Source organism: Rahnella sp. P4_A8, from assembly GCF_056402435.1.
Genome location: NZ_JBFUHK010000018.1, coordinates 1 through 19824, shown reverse-complemented (window position 1 = coordinate 19824; position 19824 = coordinate 1). Strand labels below are relative to the sequence as shown.

General features: G+C 52.8%; 17 protein-coding genes. 9 read left to right on the top strand and 8 right to left on the bottom strand.

Annotated features, from left to right (window positions below; translation table 11 throughout):
* Positions 1-35: 35 nt before the first annotated feature.
* The 3 genes from AC1DUO_RS11815 (at position 36) to xylR (ending at position 4102) form a co-directional block, all read left to right on the top strand.
* A complete protein-coding gene (locus AC1DUO_RS11815) occupies positions 36-1541 on the top strand; it encodes a xylose ABC transporter ATP-binding protein (RefSeq protein WP_119262242.1) in 1506 nt (501 codons plus the stop codon).
* The gene (xylH, locus tag AC1DUO_RS11810; RefSeq protein ID WP_013575883.1) at positions 1534-2733 is read left to right on the top strand and encodes a xylose ABC transporter permease XylH; all 1200 of its coding nucleotides are present in this window, start codon (positions 1534-1536) and stop codon (positions 2731-2733) included. Before AC1DUO_RS11815 ends, xylH begins: the two co-directional genes overlap by 8 nt.
* A gap of 181 nt (positions 2734-2914) precedes the next feature.
* On the top strand, positions 2915-4102 hold the full coding sequence (gene xylR / locus AC1DUO_RS11805; protein WP_013575882.1) for a D-xylose utilization transcriptional activator XylR: 1188 nt from the start codon (positions 2915-2917) through the stop codon (positions 4100-4102).
* 68 nt (positions 4103-4170) lie between these two features.
* Here xylR and yicI read toward each other — a convergent pair whose 3' ends face one another.
* The 3 genes from yicI to AC1DUO_RS11790 all read right to left on the bottom strand — a co-directional run bounded on the left by yicI (position 4171) and on the right by AC1DUO_RS11790 (position 9182).
* The gene (gene yicI / locus AC1DUO_RS11800; protein ID WP_477987444.1) at positions 4171-6495 is read right to left on the bottom strand and encodes an alpha-xylosidase; all 2325 of its coding nucleotides are present in this window, start codon (positions 6493-6495) and stop codon (positions 4171-4173) included.
* 30 nt (positions 6496-6525) lie between these two features.
* On the bottom strand, positions 6526-7893 hold the full coding sequence (locus AC1DUO_RS11795) for a glycoside-pentoside-hexuronide family transporter (RefSeq protein ID WP_126124214.1): 1368 nt from the start codon (positions 7891-7893) through the stop codon (positions 6526-6528).
* Positions 7894-8108: 215 nt separating this feature from the next.
* Positions 8109-9182: a sugar ABC transporter substrate-binding protein gene (locus AC1DUO_RS11790; RefSeq protein WP_013575879.1), complete on the bottom strand. Its 1074-nt coding sequence runs from the start codon at positions 9180-9182 to the stop codon at positions 8109-8111.
* 317 nt (positions 9183-9499) lie between these two features.
* Between AC1DUO_RS11790 and AC1DUO_RS11785 the strand changes: the two genes are divergently transcribed.
* Positions 9500-10651, top strand: coding sequence for a PQQ-dependent sugar dehydrogenase (locus tag AC1DUO_RS11785; protein WP_119261734.1), 1152 nt, complete (start codon positions 9500-9502; stop codon positions 10649-10651).
* 66 nt (positions 10652-10717) lie between these two features.
* Here AC1DUO_RS11785 and AC1DUO_RS11780 read toward each other — a convergent pair whose 3' ends face one another.
* Together AC1DUO_RS11780 and AC1DUO_RS11775 are read right to left on the bottom strand one after the other, a co-directional pair.
* A complete protein-coding gene (locus AC1DUO_RS11780; RefSeq protein ID WP_037034447.1) occupies positions 10718-12001 on the bottom strand; it encodes an MFS transporter in 1284 nt (427 codons plus the stop codon).
* Positions 11998-13419 carry a M20 family metallopeptidase gene (locus AC1DUO_RS11775; RefSeq protein ID WP_119261733.1) on the bottom strand — a complete coding sequence of 474 codons (1422 nt, stop codon included), beginning with the start codon at positions 13417-13419 and terminating at the stop codon, positions 11998-12000. Before AC1DUO_RS11775 ends, AC1DUO_RS11780 begins: the two co-directional genes overlap by 4 nt.
* Positions 13420-13575: 156 nt before the next feature.
* Here AC1DUO_RS11775 and AC1DUO_RS11770 point away from each other — a divergent pair, with 156 nt between their 5' ends.
* The gene (locus AC1DUO_RS11770; protein WP_013575875.1) at positions 13576-14499 is read left to right on the top strand and encodes a LysR family transcriptional regulator; all 924 of its coding nucleotides are present in this window, start codon (positions 13576-13578) and stop codon (positions 14497-14499) included.
* Between the two features lie 3 nt (positions 14500-14502).
* On the opposite strand, the gene AC1DUO_RS11765 is transcribed toward AC1DUO_RS11770, so the two are convergent.
* Complete coding sequence (locus AC1DUO_RS11765; protein ID WP_119261732.1) at positions 14503-15216, bottom strand: HAD family hydrolase; 714 nt, start codon at positions 15214-15216, stop codon at positions 14503-14505.
* A gap of 92 nt (positions 15217-15308) precedes the next feature.
* Complete coding sequence (locus tag AC1DUO_RS11760; protein WP_013575873.1) at positions 15309-15650, bottom strand: GlpM family protein; 342 nt, start codon at positions 15648-15650, stop codon at positions 15309-15311.
* A gap of 308 nt (positions 15651-15958) precedes the next feature.
* Here AC1DUO_RS11760 and AC1DUO_RS11755 point away from each other — a divergent pair, with 308 nt between their 5' ends.
* On the top strand, positions 15959-17170 hold the full coding sequence (locus AC1DUO_RS11755) for a serine hydrolase (protein ID WP_013575872.1): 1212 nt from the start codon (positions 15959-15961) through the stop codon (positions 17168-17170).
* Between the two features lie 71 nt (positions 17171-17241).
* On the opposite strand, the gene ybjG is transcribed toward AC1DUO_RS11755, so the two are convergent.
* A complete protein-coding gene (gene ybjG / locus AC1DUO_RS11750; RefSeq protein WP_477987438.1) occupies positions 17242-17847 on the bottom strand; it encodes an undecaprenyl-diphosphate phosphatase in 606 nt (201 codons plus the stop codon).
* A gap of 280 nt (positions 17848-18127) precedes the next feature.
* Here ybjG and AC1DUO_RS11745 point away from each other — a divergent pair, with 280 nt between their 5' ends.
* The 3 genes from AC1DUO_RS11745 to AC1DUO_RS11735 form a co-directional block, all read left to right on the top strand.
* Entirely contained in the window at positions 18128-18643 is a 516-nt protein-coding gene (locus AC1DUO_RS11745) for a GNAT family N-acetyltransferase (RefSeq protein WP_119261729.1), read from the top strand.
* Positions 18636-18923 carry a hypothetical protein gene (locus AC1DUO_RS11740; protein ID WP_013575869.1) on the top strand — a complete coding sequence of 96 codons (288 nt, stop codon included), beginning with the start codon at positions 18636-18638 and terminating at the stop codon, positions 18921-18923. Before AC1DUO_RS11745 ends, AC1DUO_RS11740 begins: the two co-directional genes overlap by 8 nt.
* A 446-nt stretch (positions 18924-19369) precedes the next feature.
* A partial coding sequence (locus AC1DUO_RS11735; RefSeq protein ID WP_477987435.1) for a porin occupies positions 19370-19824 on the top strand: 455 nt, incomplete at its 3' end.

Below are 19824 nucleotides of genomic sequence, written 5' to 3'. Positions count from 1 at the left end.
TGCCAGAACAATATGAAAAATTACCGTTGCTGGATATGCGCAATATCACCAAGCGGTTTGGTGCAGTAAAAGCCGTTGATAATATTAGTCTGACGTTATCTGCGGGTGAAGTGCTATCGCTGTGTGGCGAAAATGGATCGGGTAAATCCACGTTAATGAAAGTGTTGTGCGGTATTTATCCGCAAGGAACGTTTGAAGGTGAAATTTATTTTTCAGGAGAACGTCTTACTGCGAAAGGTATCCGGGATACCGAGCAAAAAGGGATCGCCATTATTCATCAGGAACTTGCGCTGGTTAAGCAACTGAGTGTGCTGGAAAACATGTTTCTGGGTAATGAATGGGGCAGTTATGGGCTGCTGGATACCGACAAAATGTATCTGCGTTGTCAGCGCATGCTGGCGCAGGTCAAACTCAATATTGATCCGCATACGCTGGTCGGGGAACTGGGGCTCGGGCAGCGGCAACTGGTTGAAATTGCCAAAGCGCTGAACAAGCAGGTCCGTTTGCTGGTGCTGGACGAACCGACGGCATCATTGACCGAAAGTGAAACCGCGATTTTGCTCGATATCATTCGTGACCTGCGCCATCACGACATCGCCTGTATTTATATTTCCCACAAACTCAATGAAGTCAAAGCCATATCGGACAAACTGTGCGTGATCCGCGATGGTCGTCATATCGCCACCTGCAATGCCGCCGGAACCTCGGAGAAAGAAATTATCGCCATGATGGTGGGGCGTGAACTGACGGAACTCTTTCCGCCGCGTGAACGCCAGATCGGTAAGGAAATATTAAGGGTGGAAAATCTTACTGCCTGGCATCCGGTTAACCGGCATATCAAACGGGTGGATAACGGCGGTTTTACGTTACGTGAGGGCGAGGTGCTGGGTGTCGCCGGACTGGTGGGTGCCGGAAGAACCGAAATGATGGAGTGTTTATTTGGTGTTTATCCGGGACGCTGGTCTGGCGATATCTGGCTGCAAGGCGAGAAAGTGCAGATCACCGATTGCCGCGATGCCATGCGGCGCGGGCTGGCGATGGTGCCTGAAGACCGTAAACGTGACGGCATCGTGCCGGTTATGGCCGTTGGCAGCAACATTACACTGGCGGCGTTAAGCCAGTTCAGCGCTGGCGGTGTTCTGCGCGAAGCCGAAGAACAGCACAGCATCAGTGAGTCAGTGAAACAACTCAAAATCAAAACCTCTTCTCCCGAACTGGCAATCGGGCGGCTCAGCGGTGGCAATCAGCAAAAAGCCATTCTGGCACGGTGCCTGCTGCTAAAACCTAAAATCCTCATTCTTGATGAACCGACGCGCGGGATCGACGTCGGGGCAAAACATGAAATCTACAAACTGATCGGCCAGCTGGCGGCGCAGGGCATGGCAATTATCGTCATCTCATCAGAGTTACCCGAAGTGCTGGGACTCAGCGACCGCGTGGTAGTCATGCATCTCGGACAGGTCAAAGCCTGTCTGGATAACAATAATTTAAGTCAGGAACAGGTCATGGAAGCCGCATTGAGGAGTGAATCTTATGTCTAAATTTCCCCAACCAGGAACCCCGTCTGCGCCTGCAACTCAGGGTGGGGCCGACGCGTTATTTTCGATGCAGAAACTGAAGAGTATTAACCTGCAGGTGTTCGTCATGCTGGCGGCCATTGCGGTGATTATTGTCTTCTTTAGCGTCACCACTGACGGCGCGTATATCAGCGCACGTAACGTGTCTAACCTGCTGCGTCAGACCGCCATCACCGGCATTCTGGCTGTAGGCATGGTCTTTGTGATCATCTCAGCGGAGATCGACTTGTCCGTCGGTTCCATGATGGGGTTACTGGGTGGAGCGGCGGCGATTTTCGATGTCTGGCTCGGCTGGCCTTTGCCGCTCACCATTGTGGTGACCCTGGCATTAGGGCTGCTGTTGGGCGCATGGAATGGCTGGTGGGTAGCATATCGTAAAGTCCCGTCATTCATTGTCACACTGGCCGGAATGCTGGCGTTTCGCGGCATCCTGATTGGTATCACCAGCGGCACCACGGTATCACCGACGACACCTGCAATGTCGTTAATAGGTCAGAGTTATCTGCCGGATTCTTTCGGTTTTGGTATTGGTGCGATTGCGCTGGCCCTGTTTATTGGCTGGCAGTGGCGCAGGCGCAAACAGCGGGCGGTGCTGGGTTTGCCGCTGACCGCAGCAAAAAGTGATGTGACCCGCCAGGCACTCACTGCGGTTATCGCGCTGGGCGCTATTTACCTGCTCAATGATTATCGCGGTGTGCCAACGCCGGTGTTGATTCTGGTGGCGCTGATGTTGGGTGGCATGTTTATGGCCTCCCGCACCGCATTTGGCCGTCGTATTTACGCTATTGGCGGCAACATTGAAGCGGCGCGGTTATCCGGTGTTAATGTCGAGCGCAGCAAGCTGGCGGTGTTTGCGATAAACGGTCTGATGGTAGCGATTGCCGGTCTGATCCTCAGTTCGCGGTTGGGGGCAGGTTCGCCTTCGGCGGGGAATATCGCGGAACTGGATGCCATTGCAGCCTGCGTTATTGGCGGAACGAGCCTGGCGGGTGGCGTCGGCAGCGTGGCCGGTGCGGTTATGGGGGCTTTCATTATGGCTTCGCTGGATAACGGCATGAGCATGCTGGATGTACCAACGTTCTGGCAGTACATCGTTAAAGGCGGAATTTTACTGCTGGCGGTCTGGATGGATTCGGCGACCAAACGACGTGCATAAAGTCAGCAGAGATGGCAGTGATGACGGGCGGTCACTTAGGAAAGTCTGAGCAACCTCACAAATTCACTAAGCTAAATCTACGTAAGCCATGGCGTTGTGCTATTGACCAACCCAATCAGCCTCATTCATGAGTACAAATGAATGAGGCTTTAGTCTATGAGAAAACCGATGAGAGACAGGCATGTTTGAAAAACGTTATCGGATCACGTTGTTATTTAACGCCAACAAAGTCTATGACCGTCAGGTCGTCGAAGGCGTGGGTGAATACCTTCAGGCCTCACAAAGCGACTGGGATATCTTCATTGAGGAGGATTTCCGCTGTCGCATAGACAACATTAAAGACTGGCTTGGTGATGGTGTGATCGCCGATTTTGATGACCGTGAAATTGAAACGTTGCTTGAAGGCCTCAATGTGCCGATTGTCGGGGTGGGCGGGTCTTATCATCAGGAAGAAGATTATCCGCCGGTGCATTATATCGCTACCGACAACTACGCACTGGTTGAAGCGGCCTTTATGCACCTGAAAGAGAAGGGGATTAACCGCTTCGCGTTTTACGGTTTGCCTGATGCCGGGGGAAAGCGCTGGGCGCAGGAACGCGAGCACGCGTTCAGAAAACTGGTGTCTGCTGAACAGTATCAGGGTGTGGTCTATCAGGGGATGGAGACCGCACCGGAAAACTGGCAACACGCTCAGAACCGGCTGGCGGACTGGATCCAGACACTGCCGCAGCAAACTGGCATTATTGCGGTTACCGACGCCCGCGCACGTCATCTGTTACAGGTGTGCGAGCATCTGAATATTCCTGTACCAGAAAAGCTTAGCGTCATTGGTATCGATAATGAGGAACTGACGCGCTACCTGTCGCGTGTTGCCTTGTCATCCGTGGTACAGGGCACGCGCCAGATGGGCTATCGCGCCGCGAAACTTCTGCATCAGTTGCTGGATCAGCGTGATTTACCGTTACAGCGTATTCTGGTGCCGCCGGTAAAAGTGGTAGAACGCCGCTCAACGGATTTCCGATCACTGCGTGATCCGGCCGTCATTCAGGCGATGCATTACATCCGTTACCATGCCTGCAAAGGGATTAAGGTTGAACAGGTTCTCGATGCCATCGGCATGTCGCGTTCTAATCTTGAGAAACGGTTTAAGGATGAAACCGGACAGACGATTCACGGCGTGATCCACGAAGAAAAACTCGACCGCGCCCGCAACCTGCTGGCCGCTACCTCGATTTCCATCAATGAGATCTCGCAGATGTGCGGATATCCGTCGCTGCAATATTTCTATTCGGTATTCAAAAAAGGCTATGAAATGACCCCTAAAGAGTACCGCAGCATTCATGGCGATAGCGTGTATCAGGATGTCTGAAAGCCGCATAAAAAAATGCCCCGTTCAGTGACGAACGGGGCATGAATACATTGATACCAGAGAATAAATTACAGTGTTATCACCACCGGACCTGCACCGGCAGCCGGGGTCAGCAATATCCCCAGCGCCCCTTCTTTCTGCGCAGCACCGCTCACTTCCCTGACCGATTTCTGATTGCGCAGGCACAGTGTCCAGCCTGATGCCTGGCCTTCCCGGGTTACTGTAATTACGCCATCCCGCCGTTCGGCTTTCAGGATGAAGACGGTTCTCCCGCTCAGATCGGTGATCACGCTTTCTGCCACCGCGCCGTCTTCCAGCTCGAACAGATGGAATTCAGGCTGCTGGCTGTAATCATAATCCGGCTTCTGATTATTACTGCCAAGCGCCAGCAAGGTATTCGGACGAACATATAACGGCAGGCTGTCGAAGCCATGCTGCTGACGATGCCAGCGCGAACCTTCGGCCACGTCGTTGCTCAGAAGGTGCGTCCAGCGGCCTTCTGGCAGATAGAAATTGACATCGCCTTCTTCGCTGAAAACGGGGGCGACCAGCAGATCATCACCAAGCATATATTGGCGGTCAAGATAATCGCATGCCGGATCGTCAGGGAACTCCAGCACCATGGCGCGCATCACCGGTGTTCCGTGGCTGGCAGCCTGGGCTGAAGCGGGGTAGAGATACGGCATCAGGCGGCATTTTAGCTGCGTGAACTGGCGCACCACATCGCAGGCTTCATCGTCATACACCCACGGCACCCGATAGGATTTGCTGCCATGCAGGCGGCTGTGGCTTGAGAGCAGGCCGAATGCGCACCAGCGTTTGTAGATGTGCGCCGGTGCAGTATTTTCGAAACCGCCAATGTCGTGGCTCCAGAAACCAAAGCCGGATAATCCGATGGATAACCCGCCACGCAGGCTTTCAGCCATGGACTCGTAAGTGGCGTAGCAGTCACCGCCCCAGTGAACCGGGAATTGCTGCGCCCCCACCGAGGCGGAACGGGCGAACAGCACGGCTTCGTCTGCGCCGAGTTTATCCTGCAACGTTTCGTATACCAGTTTGTTGTACACAAACGCGTAATGATTATGCATTTTTTGCGGGTCACTGCCGTCGTGCCAGACGACGTCGGTTGGGATACGTTCGCCGAAGTCGGTTTTGAAGCAATCGACGCCCATATCCACCAGACGTTTCAGATGGCCCGCGTACCATTCAGCGGCCTGCGGATGAGTGAAATCCACGATGCCCATACCAGCCTGCCATTTATCCCACTGCCAGACACGGCCGTCAGGGCGTTTGAGCAGATAACCTTTTTCTTTACCTTCACGGAAAAGCGGTGATTTCTGGCCGATGTACGGGTTGATCCACACACAAATTTTCAGGCCGCGCGCTTTCAGGCGCTGCAACATACCCTGAGGATCAGGGAAAGTTTGCGGATCCCATTCAAAATCACACCACTGGAAAGCTTTCATCCAAAAGCAGTCGAAGTGGAAAACATGCAGTGGCAATTCACGTTCCGCCATGCCGTCAATAAAGCTGTTGACGGTCGCTTCATCATAGTTGGTGGTAAACGAGGTGGTCAGCCACAGGCCAAACGACCAGGCGGGTGGCAGTGCAGGGCGGCCGGTCAGACGGGTATAACGATCGAGCACTTTTTTCGKCGTCGGGCCATCGATAACGAAATACTCGAGATATTCGCCTTCCACGCTGAATTGCACTTTGGAGACTTTTTCTGAGCCGACTTCAAAAGACACACATTCAGGATGATTTACCAGCACGCCGTAGCCGCGGTTTGTCAGGTAGAACGGAATGTTTTTGTAAGACTGCTCAGTGCTGGTGCCGCCATCGCGGTTCCAGGTCTCGACAGTCTGGCCATTTTTGACCAGCGCGGTGAAACGCTCACCCAGACCATAAACCGTTTCGCCAACGCCCAGATCCAGGCGTTCCATCATGTAGGTTTTATGCGAGTTCGCGTCCTGAACATAGCCGTTAGATTTCGCGACACTGCCGGTGATCCGTCGGCCATGGCGCAGGAAGTCCAGCGTCCAGTTATTACCTTTGGTGACGCGAACACTCAGATCACCGCTGTGCAGCGCGGCGAATTCATCGTTGTCTTCAAAGCGCAGTTCGGGGGTGTCGGTTTGCATTAACGGATAATGCGGGCCTTTATCCATTTCGCCATCAAAATGAGTAATACGTACACCCATCACGCCGGTCTGCGGCGAGAAGAAACGCAGCGTAAACAGTGGCGAGTCCAGTTGGCTGGCGCGTTCCGAGGCATCTTTCGGCGCAGCATAAATCACCATCTCATTACCGGAGCGTTGTACTTCAAACACCTGAAGCGGGTGTGTGAGTGACAATCCTTCCTGGATCAACCAGTTACCATCACTGATCTTCATAATGTCTCTTCCTTTTAAACTTCATCCAATTTATTTCATAAATTCTTGCTGATTGCGGCGGATGCCTTGTGCGACTTCATCAAGAATGCGGCGTAGCAGCGGGGTACGAAGAATGTAATAGCGTTTACAGATGATGGCGCTCAACAGGTAGCAAACTGCCGGAACCAGGGTGAACAGCGCGATAATGCTGGTCATGGTGGCTGCATTTTGGGTGGCGGCACCGGACTGATAACCAGCACCGGCCAGCATCCAGCCGATCATCGCGCCGGCCAGGGCCAGACCGAGTTTCAGAACAAACAGGGTACCGGCGAAGCTGATACCGGTCAGGCGTTTGCCATCGTTCCATTCGCCGTAATCTACGGTGTCGGACATCATTACCCACTGAATTGGTGTGACTAACTGATGCAGAACGCCGATAACGAAGATGAAGATAAACATCAGCACGCTGCCGTTCACCGGCAGGAAGAACATGCCGAGGCTCAGAACCGCCAGAATGGCGTTGGTCCACCAGAAAACACTGACCTTACATTTCCAGTCGGTCAGCGGTTTTGCCAGCGCACTGCCTAACAGGTTACCGACGGAATAGACGCCAAGGAACCAGGCGAACAGCACCGGATTGCCGAGAATGTACGTCACGTAATACATCATGGCGCCGCCGCGAACCGCGACCGCAATGATGTTGAGGATGGTCAGCAGGCCGACAATACGCCACTGGTCGTTGTGCCAGATATCACGCAAATCTTCGCGCATGGTGCCGGTCGGTTTGCCCGGATCGATACGTTCTTTGGTGGTGGCAAAACAAATCGCCAGCATCACGGCCGCAACAATCGCAAGCACCGCAATCCCGCCCTGATAACCGAGCGCCTGATTTTCTCCGCCGATCAGTTTAACCAGCGGCATCATCAGCACGGTACTTAACATGCCGCCAGCAGTGGCCAGCACGAAGCGATAGGATTGCAGTGAAATACGTTGCGTCGGGTTAGAGGTAATCACACCGCCGAGGGCGCAGTAAGGAATGTTGACCACGGTATACATCAGCGTCAGCAGGGTATAAGTGATAGCGGCGTAAATCATTTTGCCGGTCATGCTCAGCTCTGGCGTGGTGTAAGTGAATATGCAGACGATGCCGAAAGGAATGGCGCCAAACAGCACATAAGGGCGGAATTTCCCCCAGCGCGTTCGGGTGCGGTCTGCCAGTAATCCCATGCAGGGGTCTGAGATCGCGTCCAGTGCGCGGGCCAGCAGGAACATCGTACCGACATAACCCGCAGGAATGCCGAAAATATCGGTATAGAAAAACATCATGTAGAGCATGACGTTATCGAAAATGATATGACTGGCGGCGTCGCCTAATCCGTATCCAATCTTTTCCTTGACCGAAAGGATTTCTGTACTCATTGCTTCAATGTCCATATGAAAAGGGTGAGTACGTTTTTAACGGTTGGCGGGGGCCTGAGGCTATTGAGATTTTTGTTTCTGAAATTATGTTTCTTTATTTCTGTGATCGCACAGTGCAAACGGAGGAAAGTTGAGCGGGAAAAGTGTGGAGGAAGAGCCTGATAAGGGGCGGATACATGCGGAAAAAACCTCCCGTTTCCGGGAGGCTCCGATGTTTATTTTTTATATTTTGCTTCCAGCGTCGCAAACCACGGTGCGGTGAAATCTTCAGATTTACCCCAGCCAGGAATGATTTTGCTTAGACCGGTCACGTTGATGCCGTCCGGTTGGCTGAGAAGCAGAGATTGCGGAATGGTCTGTGCCGGGAATTCATAGGTTGCAGGGGTTTTCTCACCGGCAATTTTAAGCGCCACAATTCGCAGGTTAACCGCGCCAATCAGCTGTGTATCCACTGCAGCGGTCATCTGCCACGGGCTGCCTTTTTCGCGCATCAGTTGTAAATCCTGATTCGATACATCAATGCTGTAGAGTTTGATCTCGGTACGGCCATTTTCTTTCAGTGCTTTATACGCGCCCTGACTGAAGGCGTCCCATGCGCCCCAGATGGCATCAATCTGACCTTTCGGGTACTTCGCGAGGATTGCACCGACTTTGTTCGCTGTATCGCCCTGCACGTCAGAAGACACTGCGCCGATAGATTCCAGCTGATGAATGCCCGGATTCTCTTTCAAAATAGCTTCGTAGGTTTTCTGGCGGCGTTCCATTGGCGGGAAACCGGCTACCCACAGTTTGACGATATTAGCCTTACCGTTGAAGTCTTTCACCAGCTGGCCGACAGACGCTTTCGCCAGTGAGGCATCGTCCTGACGGGTGACGGTCACGCCTGGAATGTTTTCCGGCACTTCGGTATCAAATGCGGAAACCGCAATACCTGCTGCCGCAATGCGTTTTGCCAGCGCTTCGGAATACGGGCCGCGTCCCTGGGACAGGATAATGCCGTCGTATTTCTGGCTGATGGCCTGATTCACGAAATCCTGAAATTTGGCGTCATCGCCATTACTCAGAAAGGTATCCACTTTAAAGCCAAGTGCGCGGCCTTGTTTAATGGCACCGGCCAGGAACTGCGTGGTGTTATCGTCGGAGCCAAGATTACGGATAACTGCGATGCGCACGGGACCGTTGTGCTGGGCGATAGCCGCCGGAACGGGCGCAGGTGTTTCACCGGCAGCGAAGGCCGGTACAGTGGAAAACAGGCTTAATGCCAGCAGGGATGCGGATATTTTTTTCATTATTGAACAGCTCCGTCGGACGCGATGTTTTTTCTGGTGTTTTTTTTGGTAAATCCGGGAAGGCAATGCGGCTTTCCAGATTGAGGATGTGCAGAAGTCTGTCTGTCTGGACGTCTATTCTGTCGGAGCAGTTTACCGGTATGTTACGAAAGAAGGAATGCTTTGTTGTTATTATATTTAACAGTGTTGTTATTCCTGTGGGTTATAGCGGATGCGCAGCCTCTGAGCAAAATCAGGCACATGGCCTAAACTGAATTTTTGTCTGCGATTTTTACATTGATTGTTCATTCCTCAATACAGCCTCCGGGAGAAGCCTTATGCCATTTTCTTTCCGCGACACCTTATTGCCTGCTTTTGCGCTGGTGATGTTAACCACCAACGTCTCTGCTGCGCCGAAATCCCCCGTCCCGCCGCCACTTGTCAGCGCGCAGGTCACTGAACTGGCAAAAGGGCTGGATCACCCGTGGTCACTGGCTTTTTTGCCTGATAATCAAGGGGCGCTGATTACCGAACGCAGCGGGCAACTGCGACTTTGGAAGCAGGACGTTGGATTATCCGCACCGCTGAAAGGTGTACCGGCCGTGTGGGTCGCCGGGCAGGCCGGTTTGTGGGATGTCCGTTTGTCGCCAGATTTTGCCAGTAACCGCCGGGTGTATCTCACCTTTGCGCAGCCGGGTGAAAAAGGTGAACCGCATGCTGCGCTGGGCTATGGCACGTTGACGGCGGACAATAAAACCCTGACGAATTTTAAGGTCATTTTCGTACAGCAACCGGCGTTGCAAAGCGGCATTAATCTCGGCGGGCGCATCGCCTTCGATCAGAAGGGAAATATTTTCCTGACGACCGGTGACAATAATCAGCGCATCAACGCCCAGCATCTGAATCAGTTGCAGGGCAAGATTTTGCGTCTGACACCGGAAGGCGGCGTGCCGCAGGATAATCCGTTTGTTCAGGACAAAAGTGCGAAGCCGGAAATCTGGACTTTCGGCAACCGTAATCCGCAGGGACTGGCAGTTAATCCGTGGAGCGGGGTGTTGTGGGAAACCGAACACGGCCCGCGTGGCGGCGATGAAGTGAATCTGCTGAAAGCGGGTAAAAACTACGGCTGGCCGCTGGCAACCTTCGGGATTAACTATTCCGGGCAGCCGATCCCCGAAGCCAAAGGCACCACATTAGCGGGGGCGGAAGATCCGATTTATTACTGGGAAGTTTCACCGGCATTAAGCGGCATGGCGTTCTATAACGTGCAAAAATTCCCGCAATGGAAAAACTCGCTGTTTATCGGTGCGCTGGCAGGAGAATCGCTGATCCGCCTGACGCTCGACGGCGAAAAAGTCACGCATGAAGAGCGTTTACTCAGTGACCGTAAGGAACGGATCCGCGAAGTGCAGGTGGGTGCAGACGGATTTGTGTATGTGCTGACCGACGATCGCGATGGCAAGTTGCTGAAGGTGGCACCGCAGGGTTAAGTCCTGAAGGGTTAACTCAATAAAAAGGCGGGCTATTTCAGCCCGCCTCAGTTTCAGTCAGCGCAATCAGCGTTGCGTTCTTTGCGCCTTGAACAGGGCCCAGACGCTGAGCAACCCGACCATCATCAGGTAGTAGCCCGGTGCCAGACTGCTGCCGGTGGCGGAAATCAGCAATGTACAGATGAATGGCGCGAAGCCACCAAACACGGTCACGGCGACGTTGTAGCTGATCGCCATCCCGCTGGCGCGGGTGGTGATCGGGAACAGGTCAGCCATCATCGACGGCACGGTGGAGAAATACACCGATTTCAGTAGTGCCAGCCAGCTTATCAGCAACAACAAGGACATCGCCGAAGTGTGTTGCAGCATCAGCCAGAATGCCGGATACACGGTCAGCAACAGCAGAATAAGCGATCCCCACATCAGCGGCAGACGGCCAATTTTCTCCGCCCACAGGCCCATAACGGGCGTTACTACCGTCAGGATAATCCCGGCTGCCAGTGTGGCGCTGAACCCCGCCGAAGCAGGCAGATGCAGTGTTTTGGTGGCGTATGTCGGTACGTAGTTCAGCATATAGTTGATGGCAGTAGACACCACCATCAGGCCAATCGCGGTAAAGAACAGACCTTTTTGCGCACGCACGATTTCTTTCAGTGGCGACGCGGTTTTCTCGGCCTTGCTGAAACTTTCCGATTCCCGGATATGACGGCGGATGTATAAACCGACCGGCCCGATCAGCAGCCCGAAGATAAACGGAATACGCCATCCCCAGTCCTGCAGTTGTGTTTCACTCAGCACTGCCGATAAGCCCAGCCCGAATGCCGATGCCAGCAGCGTACTCGCGCCCTGTGTCGCGAACTGCCAGCTGGCGATAAACGCTTTGCGTTCCGGGAAGTGTTCGACCAGAAAGGCCGTCGAACTGCCGAATTCACCGCCTGCCGAGAAGCCCTGAATCAGACGAGCTGCCAGGATTAACAACGGAGCCGCCATGCCGATGGTTCCGTAAGACGGCGTGATAACGATAATCAGGCCGCCGATCATCATCAGGCTGATGGACAGCAACAGTGAGGCTTTGCGTCCGTGTTTGTCTGCATACGCACCCAGCACAACCGCGCCGAGCGGGCGGATCAGGAATGACACGCCGAAACTGCCAAACGTCAGTAACAGGGAAACGGTCGGATCGGATGTCGGAAAATAGGCGTGAGCAATGTAGCTGGCGAAAAAACCGTAAATCGCGATATCAAACCATTCCAGCGCGTTACCGATACAGGTCGCAAAGAGGGTTTTCATCAGGCTTGGCTTTTCTGTCGCGTTGCCGGTTGTATGGGATGACGCCGTTAACTGGCTCATTTGGCACCTCCGGCGTGATCAATATGCTGAGCGAGCAGGGCGGTACCATGCTCGCCGAAATCCCATAACAGACGGGTCATGATCGCCAGCCCCTCGCGGGCGACGGAAATCAACATGTGCTCGTTGACGCCATGCTGACCGCAGGCCGGATACGAATGCGGAACCCACAACGTCGGCAGGCCGAGAATATCGGCAAAAACGTCATTGGGCAGTGAACCGCCGAGGTTCGGTAGCAGCGCCGGTTTTTTGCCGGTAGTTTGCTGCATGATGTTCAGCGCCCAGCCGACCAGCGGGTCGGTCGGGTCGAAACGGGTGGCCGGTGAACCGCGCATAAATTCCACTTCAACCTGTGGGAAACCCTGTGCATCAAGATGGTCACGCACGTGTTTCGCCAGGTTTTGCCAGTCAGTGCCGACCACAAACCGTAGCTGACACACTGCCGTGGCGTTGCCGGGAATCGCGTTCATCGGGCGCTGCGGATTACCGGTCAGGAATGACAGCACTTCCAGCGTATTCCAGGCATACAAACGCTCGGCTGGCGTCAGACCGGCTTCTCCCCAGTCCGGGTCGATCTGCGGATCACTTTCGCCGCCGCCGACGTCAACATCACGGAGAATGTCTCGCACTGCCTCACTGACTGCCGGCGGTTTAAGCGCTTCCACCTGCAACTGACCCTGCTGACTGACCAGCGAGGCCAGCGCATTCGCCAGCTGAATGCCGGGATTGGTCAGCAGACCGCCCCAGTTGCCGGAGTGATAGGCGTTGTCGCGGGCATTGATGGTCAGACGGAAATTGACCGCACCCCGCGAGCCGAGGAACAGCGTCGGGCGCACAGCACTCAGGCGCGGGCCGTCGGAGGCCAGGAAAATGTCGGCGCTGAGTTGGTCGTGATAATCGCGGCACAGTTCGGCCAGCCCCGGCGAGCTGATTTCTTCACCCATTTCGAACAACAGTTTGCAGTTAAAGCCGAGACGGCCACCACGTGCTTTGAAGATTTGTTCCAGCGCCGCAATATTAACGCTGTGCTGGCCTTTGTTGTCGGCGCTGCCGCGTCCGTACCAGCGGTCACCTTCTTCTTTCAGCGTCCATGGCGACAAATCACTGCGCCAGTTTTCATCGTCGCCGAACACCACGTCGCCGTGGCCATAGCTCAGTATGGTGGGCAATTCGCTGTCTTCAATGCGCGTAGCAATCAGGAAAGGACGGTTGGCGGCATGAGGATTTTCCACGCTGAGCAGGCTGAAACCCATCGCTGAAAGTGCCGGTTTAATCTCTTCATCGAGATAACGTGCCAGTTCAGCGTCTCGCTGATTGCTCTGGCTTTCGGTGGCAGTAGCCACCCTGCGTGCCAGTGTTCTTTTGTATTCACCCTGATCGAACCAGGCTAATGCCTGTTCAACGATATTTTCCGCTGTCATGAATAACCTGCTTTTTAATGTTTTGAGGATTTATTGTTGGTTTTTTTAGCAGTTTCACTCTACGCGCGGCGCAAGCGTTGCCACAATAATAATAATTGCAACTTAGCGTTGCTTTTATTGTAATGCTTGTCTGCACAGTTATGAGGCAATACGGCCATGCAAAGTACGGAAATTCGCTACTTCCTGGTAGTGGCAAACACCGGTTCGCTGAGTGCGGCGAGTAAGCAATTATTTGTCGCAGTGTCTGCCATCAGTCGCCAGATCCAGCGCCTCGAAGAACGTATCGGTGCGCCGCTTTTTGAGCGTCATGCCCGCGGCATGGTGCTGAATGATGCCGGACAAATTCTGGAAAACCATGTGCGCAAAAGCATGATGGACATGGAACACGCCATGGCAGAAATCCAGGGGCTGAACGCGGTACGCCGCACGGTGATCCGCATGGCCTGCACCGACGGGCTGGCGTTTGATTTGCTGCCGCAGCTGTTTTCACAGTTCCGGCTGAACAATCCGGGTGTGATGTTTTATCTCAACGTCGGCACGGCGGTTGAAGTGTCGGAGATGATCCACAACGGCGAAGTGGAACTGGCGTTGCAGTTCAGTCTGGCGGCGGAGCGCGGTGTGGATATTCTGGCGTCTTTTCCCGCGCCGGTGCGCATGGTGATGCGTCCGGATCATCCGCTGGCGGAATCTGAGGTGCTGCTGACGGATTTGCACCCGTACCCGCTGGCGATGAACGAGCAGGGCAGCACCATCCGCCAGTTGTTTGATTTGTCCTGCCGGATGAGCGGCATTTTTCTTGAGCCTGCGGTGAGTTGTAACCGTTTCTCGACGTTGTACGATTTTATGGTGCAGACACCGGGCGCGATTGCGGCATGCAGCCATTTTTCCATTATGTACAAAGCGCGCCGCGACAATTTGCGGGTGAAACCGGTAAATATTGAACAACTGAGTCAGCGTACGTTGCAGTTGCAGTCACCGGCAGGCAAGCGGCGTCCGGCGGCACTGAGTCAGTTCATCGATTTTATTCGTGATGAACTGACGCGTGAAAACGAGAATTTTATTCGTGATTTCCGGCTGTAGCCGTCAGCATGCGTCTTGTTGCCGATGCGCATAGCGTGACCAGTGCAGGTTATGCCAGCCTTTTGCAGCAGCGAATTTTTGCAGAGGTTCGCTGGCATTAATGACCGTAGCGACATCGGCAAACTCCAGCAAAGGCTGATCATAAAGCGTATGGCTGTAGGCGAATATTTGCTGATAGAACGTCGGCTCGCGATTCTCCAGCCACAGCTTTAAGCGCTCAAGACGCCCCTCATGAAAGGTCAGTTTACCTTCGACCCTGCCGCTGAAACGCTGGTTAACGATGCCGGCTTGCAGTCCGAGTCCGGCATTCGCGCCCAGGCGTCGGGCGACCGGCATGACCAGATGGTCGCCTGATGCGGAGATAATCAGGATTTCATCCCCGCGCATACGGTGCCAGTCGAGCCGTTCACGCGCCTGCGGATAAACCCGTGGCATGATATCCCGATGGATAAACCGCTGGACCCAGTTCGCCACGGTGGCACAGTTCAGGCCGCTCATGGGCTGTAACGTCTGAGAAAGATAGCGGCGGTAACGGGCGGTGGTTTGCGGGCAAATAACACCGCTGGCCGGAGTATTGTGCTGATGAACAGCATTCAGCCGGTAATGACTGAGTTCATCGCGGGGGGCGTAGCCCTGCGAAACCAGCCAGTGCAACCACAGATTGTGGCTGTCATCGCAAATCAGCGTGTGGTCGAGTTCAAATATTGCGAGATCCATGGGGCGGATTCCCTCATCTGAAAGCCTTCATTCAGCGTAGCGCAATTTCAAATACTGAGTGTTTTGTGAACGATATTGTCACGCGATCTTCATCAGGCGTGAAAGCGAGTCCACAGGCTTATCAGCAACCATGCCGCCAGTGACCAGCAGACCACGGCACCAAACAGGGCGTAGGGGAGTTTCATCGAGCCGATGAAGAAATAGAGAGAAATCAGATACACCATGTAAGGGATAACGGCCCACAGTCCGAAAATAATGGTGGTGCGCAGGGCTTCAATGCTGCGTTCGGTGCCGACGATATAATGGGCAATCAGTGCAAAAGTGGGGAACAGCGGAACCAGTCCGGCAATGTAATAATTGCGGGTTTTAGACAACACGCCGATCAGAATCACAACCAGTGCGCCAATCAGCGCTTTTACCACCAGACCTGTCATTGATGCCCCTGCGCCTGTTCACTCGCATTGATTTCTGTGGTGAATAAGCCCTTTATTGTTATAGGTATTTTGTATGTGATTTACAGACAAACTGCCCCAGCCGGATGGAATGGTCAAGTGCTTACTGCTGTTTTTATCGTCAGTTGAATCTGCGCAAGCAGCGGAAAACTCTACTATTCTTAAGATCTTTACACTATTTAGGTTTATTCCCGACCCGGAAAGCAGTAGGTTTTACCTCTGACAGAGTTGCACAATCTGATTGAAAGATAAGATAAATTTCAGTTACCCGGACAAAAGCGCTGATACCTATGACAATTTCTTCCCAATTCAAACGGACTTTCATTTACGCGCTGGGCGGTGGAGTATTGCTGCTGGCGCTGCCTGCCGCTCAGGCGGATAACGCCCCGGTCGCGCCGCAGATTAACGCGAAATCCTGGGTACTTATGGATTACAACAGCGGGAAGATCCTGACGGAATCTAATCCCGATGCGCGTCTTGACCCTGCCAGCCTGAGTAAAATCATGGTCAGCTATGTGGTCGGGCAGGCGATCAAATCCGGCAAAATCAAATCAGATGATCTGGTTTCCGTCGGTAATGACGCCTGGGCAACCGGCAATCCGGTGCTGCGCGGCTCCTCCCTGATGTTCCTCAAACCGGGCGACCGCGTGCCGGTTTCTGAGCTTAACAAAGGTATTGTGATCCAGTCAGGTAACGACGCCAGTATTGCGCTGGCGGATTTTGTGGCGGGCAGCCAGGATTCATTCGTCAATCTGATGAATCGCTATGCCGAACAGCTGAAACTGCAAAACACCCATTTCAAAACCGTTCACGGGCTGGATGCGGACGGGCAATATACCTCAGCTACTGACATGGCCCTGTTGTCGCAGGCGCTGATCCGCGATACGCCGGATGAATATGCGCTGCACAAAGAAAAAGAATTCACCTTCAATCACATCAAGCAGATTAACCGCAACCGCCTGTTGTGGAGCTCTAACCTGAACGTTGACGGCATCAAAACCGGTTACACGTCGGGCGCGGGCTACAATCTGGTTTCTTCCGCCAGCGATTCCACCGGCATGCGTTTAATCGCTGTGGTGATGGGTGCGCCAAGCGACAGGATCCGTTTTAATGAAAGCGAAAGCCTGTTGACCTGGGGTTTCCGTTTCTATGAAACGCTCACGCCAATCAAGGCGGGTGATGCCTTTACCAGCCAGCGCGTCTGGTTTGGTGAGGAGAAAATGGTGCCACTCGGCGTGGCTGAAAATGCCTCGCTGACCATGCCTAAAGGCCAGCTGAAGAATCTCAAGGCCAGTTTCAATCTGACCAGTCCGCAGCTTGAAGCACCGCTGGCGAAAAATCAGGTAGTGGGTACAGTAGATTTCAGTCTGGACGGCAAGGTCATCGAACAGCGTCCTCTGGTGGCGTTGCAGGAAGTGAAAGAAACCGGTTTTATTGGCCGTATCTGGGACTTCGTGATGATGAAGATCAGTGGATTGTGGGGCAGTATTTTCGGCAAATGATAATCTGCTGACATAAAAAACGAGGCTCAGGTGGCCTCGTTTTTTTATGCTTTGAATAACGGAGCAGGGGATCAGTGCTGAACCCAACCTTTCTTGATCGGGAAAGCAAAACCGAAACGGTAAACCTTGCACATCAGGGCATTAATCGGTTCGCCGAACAAGTTCCACACCAGTTGCRCGAACAGGCACCCCAGCATACCTACCAGGAAGCCGCCCAGCATATCCAGCGGCCAGTGCACACCAAGGTAAACGCGTGACCAGGCGATCGACAAGGCGGTTACCATCAGTAAAGCACCTGACCAGACACGGTGCCAGAACAGGAAGGCCAGTGCGAAGGTGAAACTGACTGTACCGTGATCACTCGGGAAGGAATCGTCCGGTGAATGATGCAGGAAGTTATAACCAAAACCTTCCACAAAAGGACGGGCATGAGGGAACAACATGGAAAACGTTTTAGCCGTCGTCATCGCAAAAAGAAGCGCAATGGCTGTCTTACTGATCATTTCGCGTTGCTTATCGATACGCTCCTGATGGCCCCACAGCCACAGGCCGATAATCATCAGCGGGACAATCATAATCAGGTCATTAGCCAGAAAAGTGGCCAGCTGAATCAGCGCTTTCGGCGAATCCGGTGTGGCGTTAATCCATAGAAAAATCAAATGATTTAGTTGCTCCATAATACTACCCTCATTTATACAGGCCAAAATAGCCATCAAAAGAATCCGGTAACTTGCTGACAGGACGAAAAAATTTCAGATACGTTAATTTGTGCTGCCCTGCAGGTAAAGGGGTCTGGTCTGAATATCCGCATTCATTGAATAACGGTATAGTTTCACGATGAAATAGAGTGTAAAGAGAAGAACTTAAGGAAGCCTTAAGCGGATGGTCATACCCCCTGATCGGGGGACAGACAAAGTCTGAATACGGTAACGAGTGATTTCACAGGAGAGTGTCAGAATGGAGATTCGTGAGGCTGATATCGGCGATTTAAGCCTGTTGCAGCGCCTGGGGCGGGAGACCTATCGCCATTATTTTGGTAGTTTATGGCAAAGCGGGGACGAACTGAATGCTTTCCTGGAGGAGGGTTTTGGTGATGAGGCGCTAGCCCTGAGCCTGGAAAGTCCGGATTGCTGCTGGCTGGTTGCGCAGGATAACGGTGAGGCGGTCGGTTTCGCCAGACTGAATTTTAATACGCCGCTGGACGTTGCAGAAGGTCAGGGGGCGAAGTTATGCAAACTGTACTTCACCCCGCTGAACCGTTCGCGTGGTTTGGGATCTGAAGTTTTTGCCTTCGCCGAACGTGTGGCAAGAGCGCGTAACCAGCCCGTTCTCTGGCTTGATGTGTTGCAAAGTAATTTGCCCGCCATCGGATTTTATCAGCGTCAGGGGATGCATCTGGCGGCTGAGACGACATATGTCACCGCCACCCAAACCACCCGGTTGTGGATCATGAAAAAGGATATCAATGATTAAATTACGCCTCGGCGGTCTGTTTATCACACTGGAAGCAGGGGAGGATATTCCTTATGCGCCGGAATTTTGTGAACATTATACCTACCTTCTCCACCCGGTTGACGGTGGCTATGAGATTTTGCGCTACGATGCTTATTCCGGCTGGCATAGACGTCCTGACCAGCTATTTGAAGATGGTCATCAGGCATTTGTATTTGCCTATCAGGCATACGAAAAGGAATGGAATCAGACCGACGGGCGTTTAGGCGGTAAAGGCCAGCGCCTCGAACGGATTATGTAATAACCTGTTCTTGCGAATAGTCATCTACAGCCCCTATTTCAGGGGCTTTTTGTTGTCCTTAATGCAACCTTATTTTTAGAAAAATACAAAACATGACAGAGAACAGGCTGAATTCTGTGAATTATGTTTTCATGCCATAGTATCGCGGTGAAATTATTATAGGATTTAAATATCACTGTGAGAATGATATGAAATCACTCCAGGTCAAACAATGCCGTAACTGTATGTTTTTAATTGTCTTATTATTGTGTTGTGGGCAGTTTTAAACTTAAACAAACACCAAACGAAAGGTATTTCAAAATTTTTCTGGTTGCAACGAAACTTACCCTCGTTTATTTTTACGCCCATCTGTCCGGCCCGAAGGAGAAATATAACTTCATGGTGGCGGATAATAAAATTGCCGGACGGAAATTTAAACAGTTTATAAATAATCAAGGATATTGATGATGAAATTACGCGCGCTTTCTCTGGTAATTCCCGCACTGATGATGGCCGGCACTGTTGGCGCTGCCGAAATTTATAATAAAGACGGTAATAAACTCGATCTGTTCGGTAAAGTCGACGGCCTGCATTATTTCTCCAGCGATGACAGCGCTGACGGTGACCAGTCATATATGCGTTTAGGTTTCCGTGGTGAGACTCAAATCAATAATGAACTGACCGGTTACGGTGAGTGGGAATATCAGGCTTCCCTGAATACTGCAGAAAGTGAAGATGCAAACAATTTCACCCGCGTAGGTTTTGCCGGTCTGAAATTCGGTCAGTGGGGCTCACTGGATTACGGTCGTAATTACGGCGTGATGTATGACGTGGCAGCATGGACGGATGTTTTGCCTGAGTTCGGTGGCGATACCTACGGCGCGGACAACTTCATGTTCCAGCGTGCGAACGGTGTACTGAC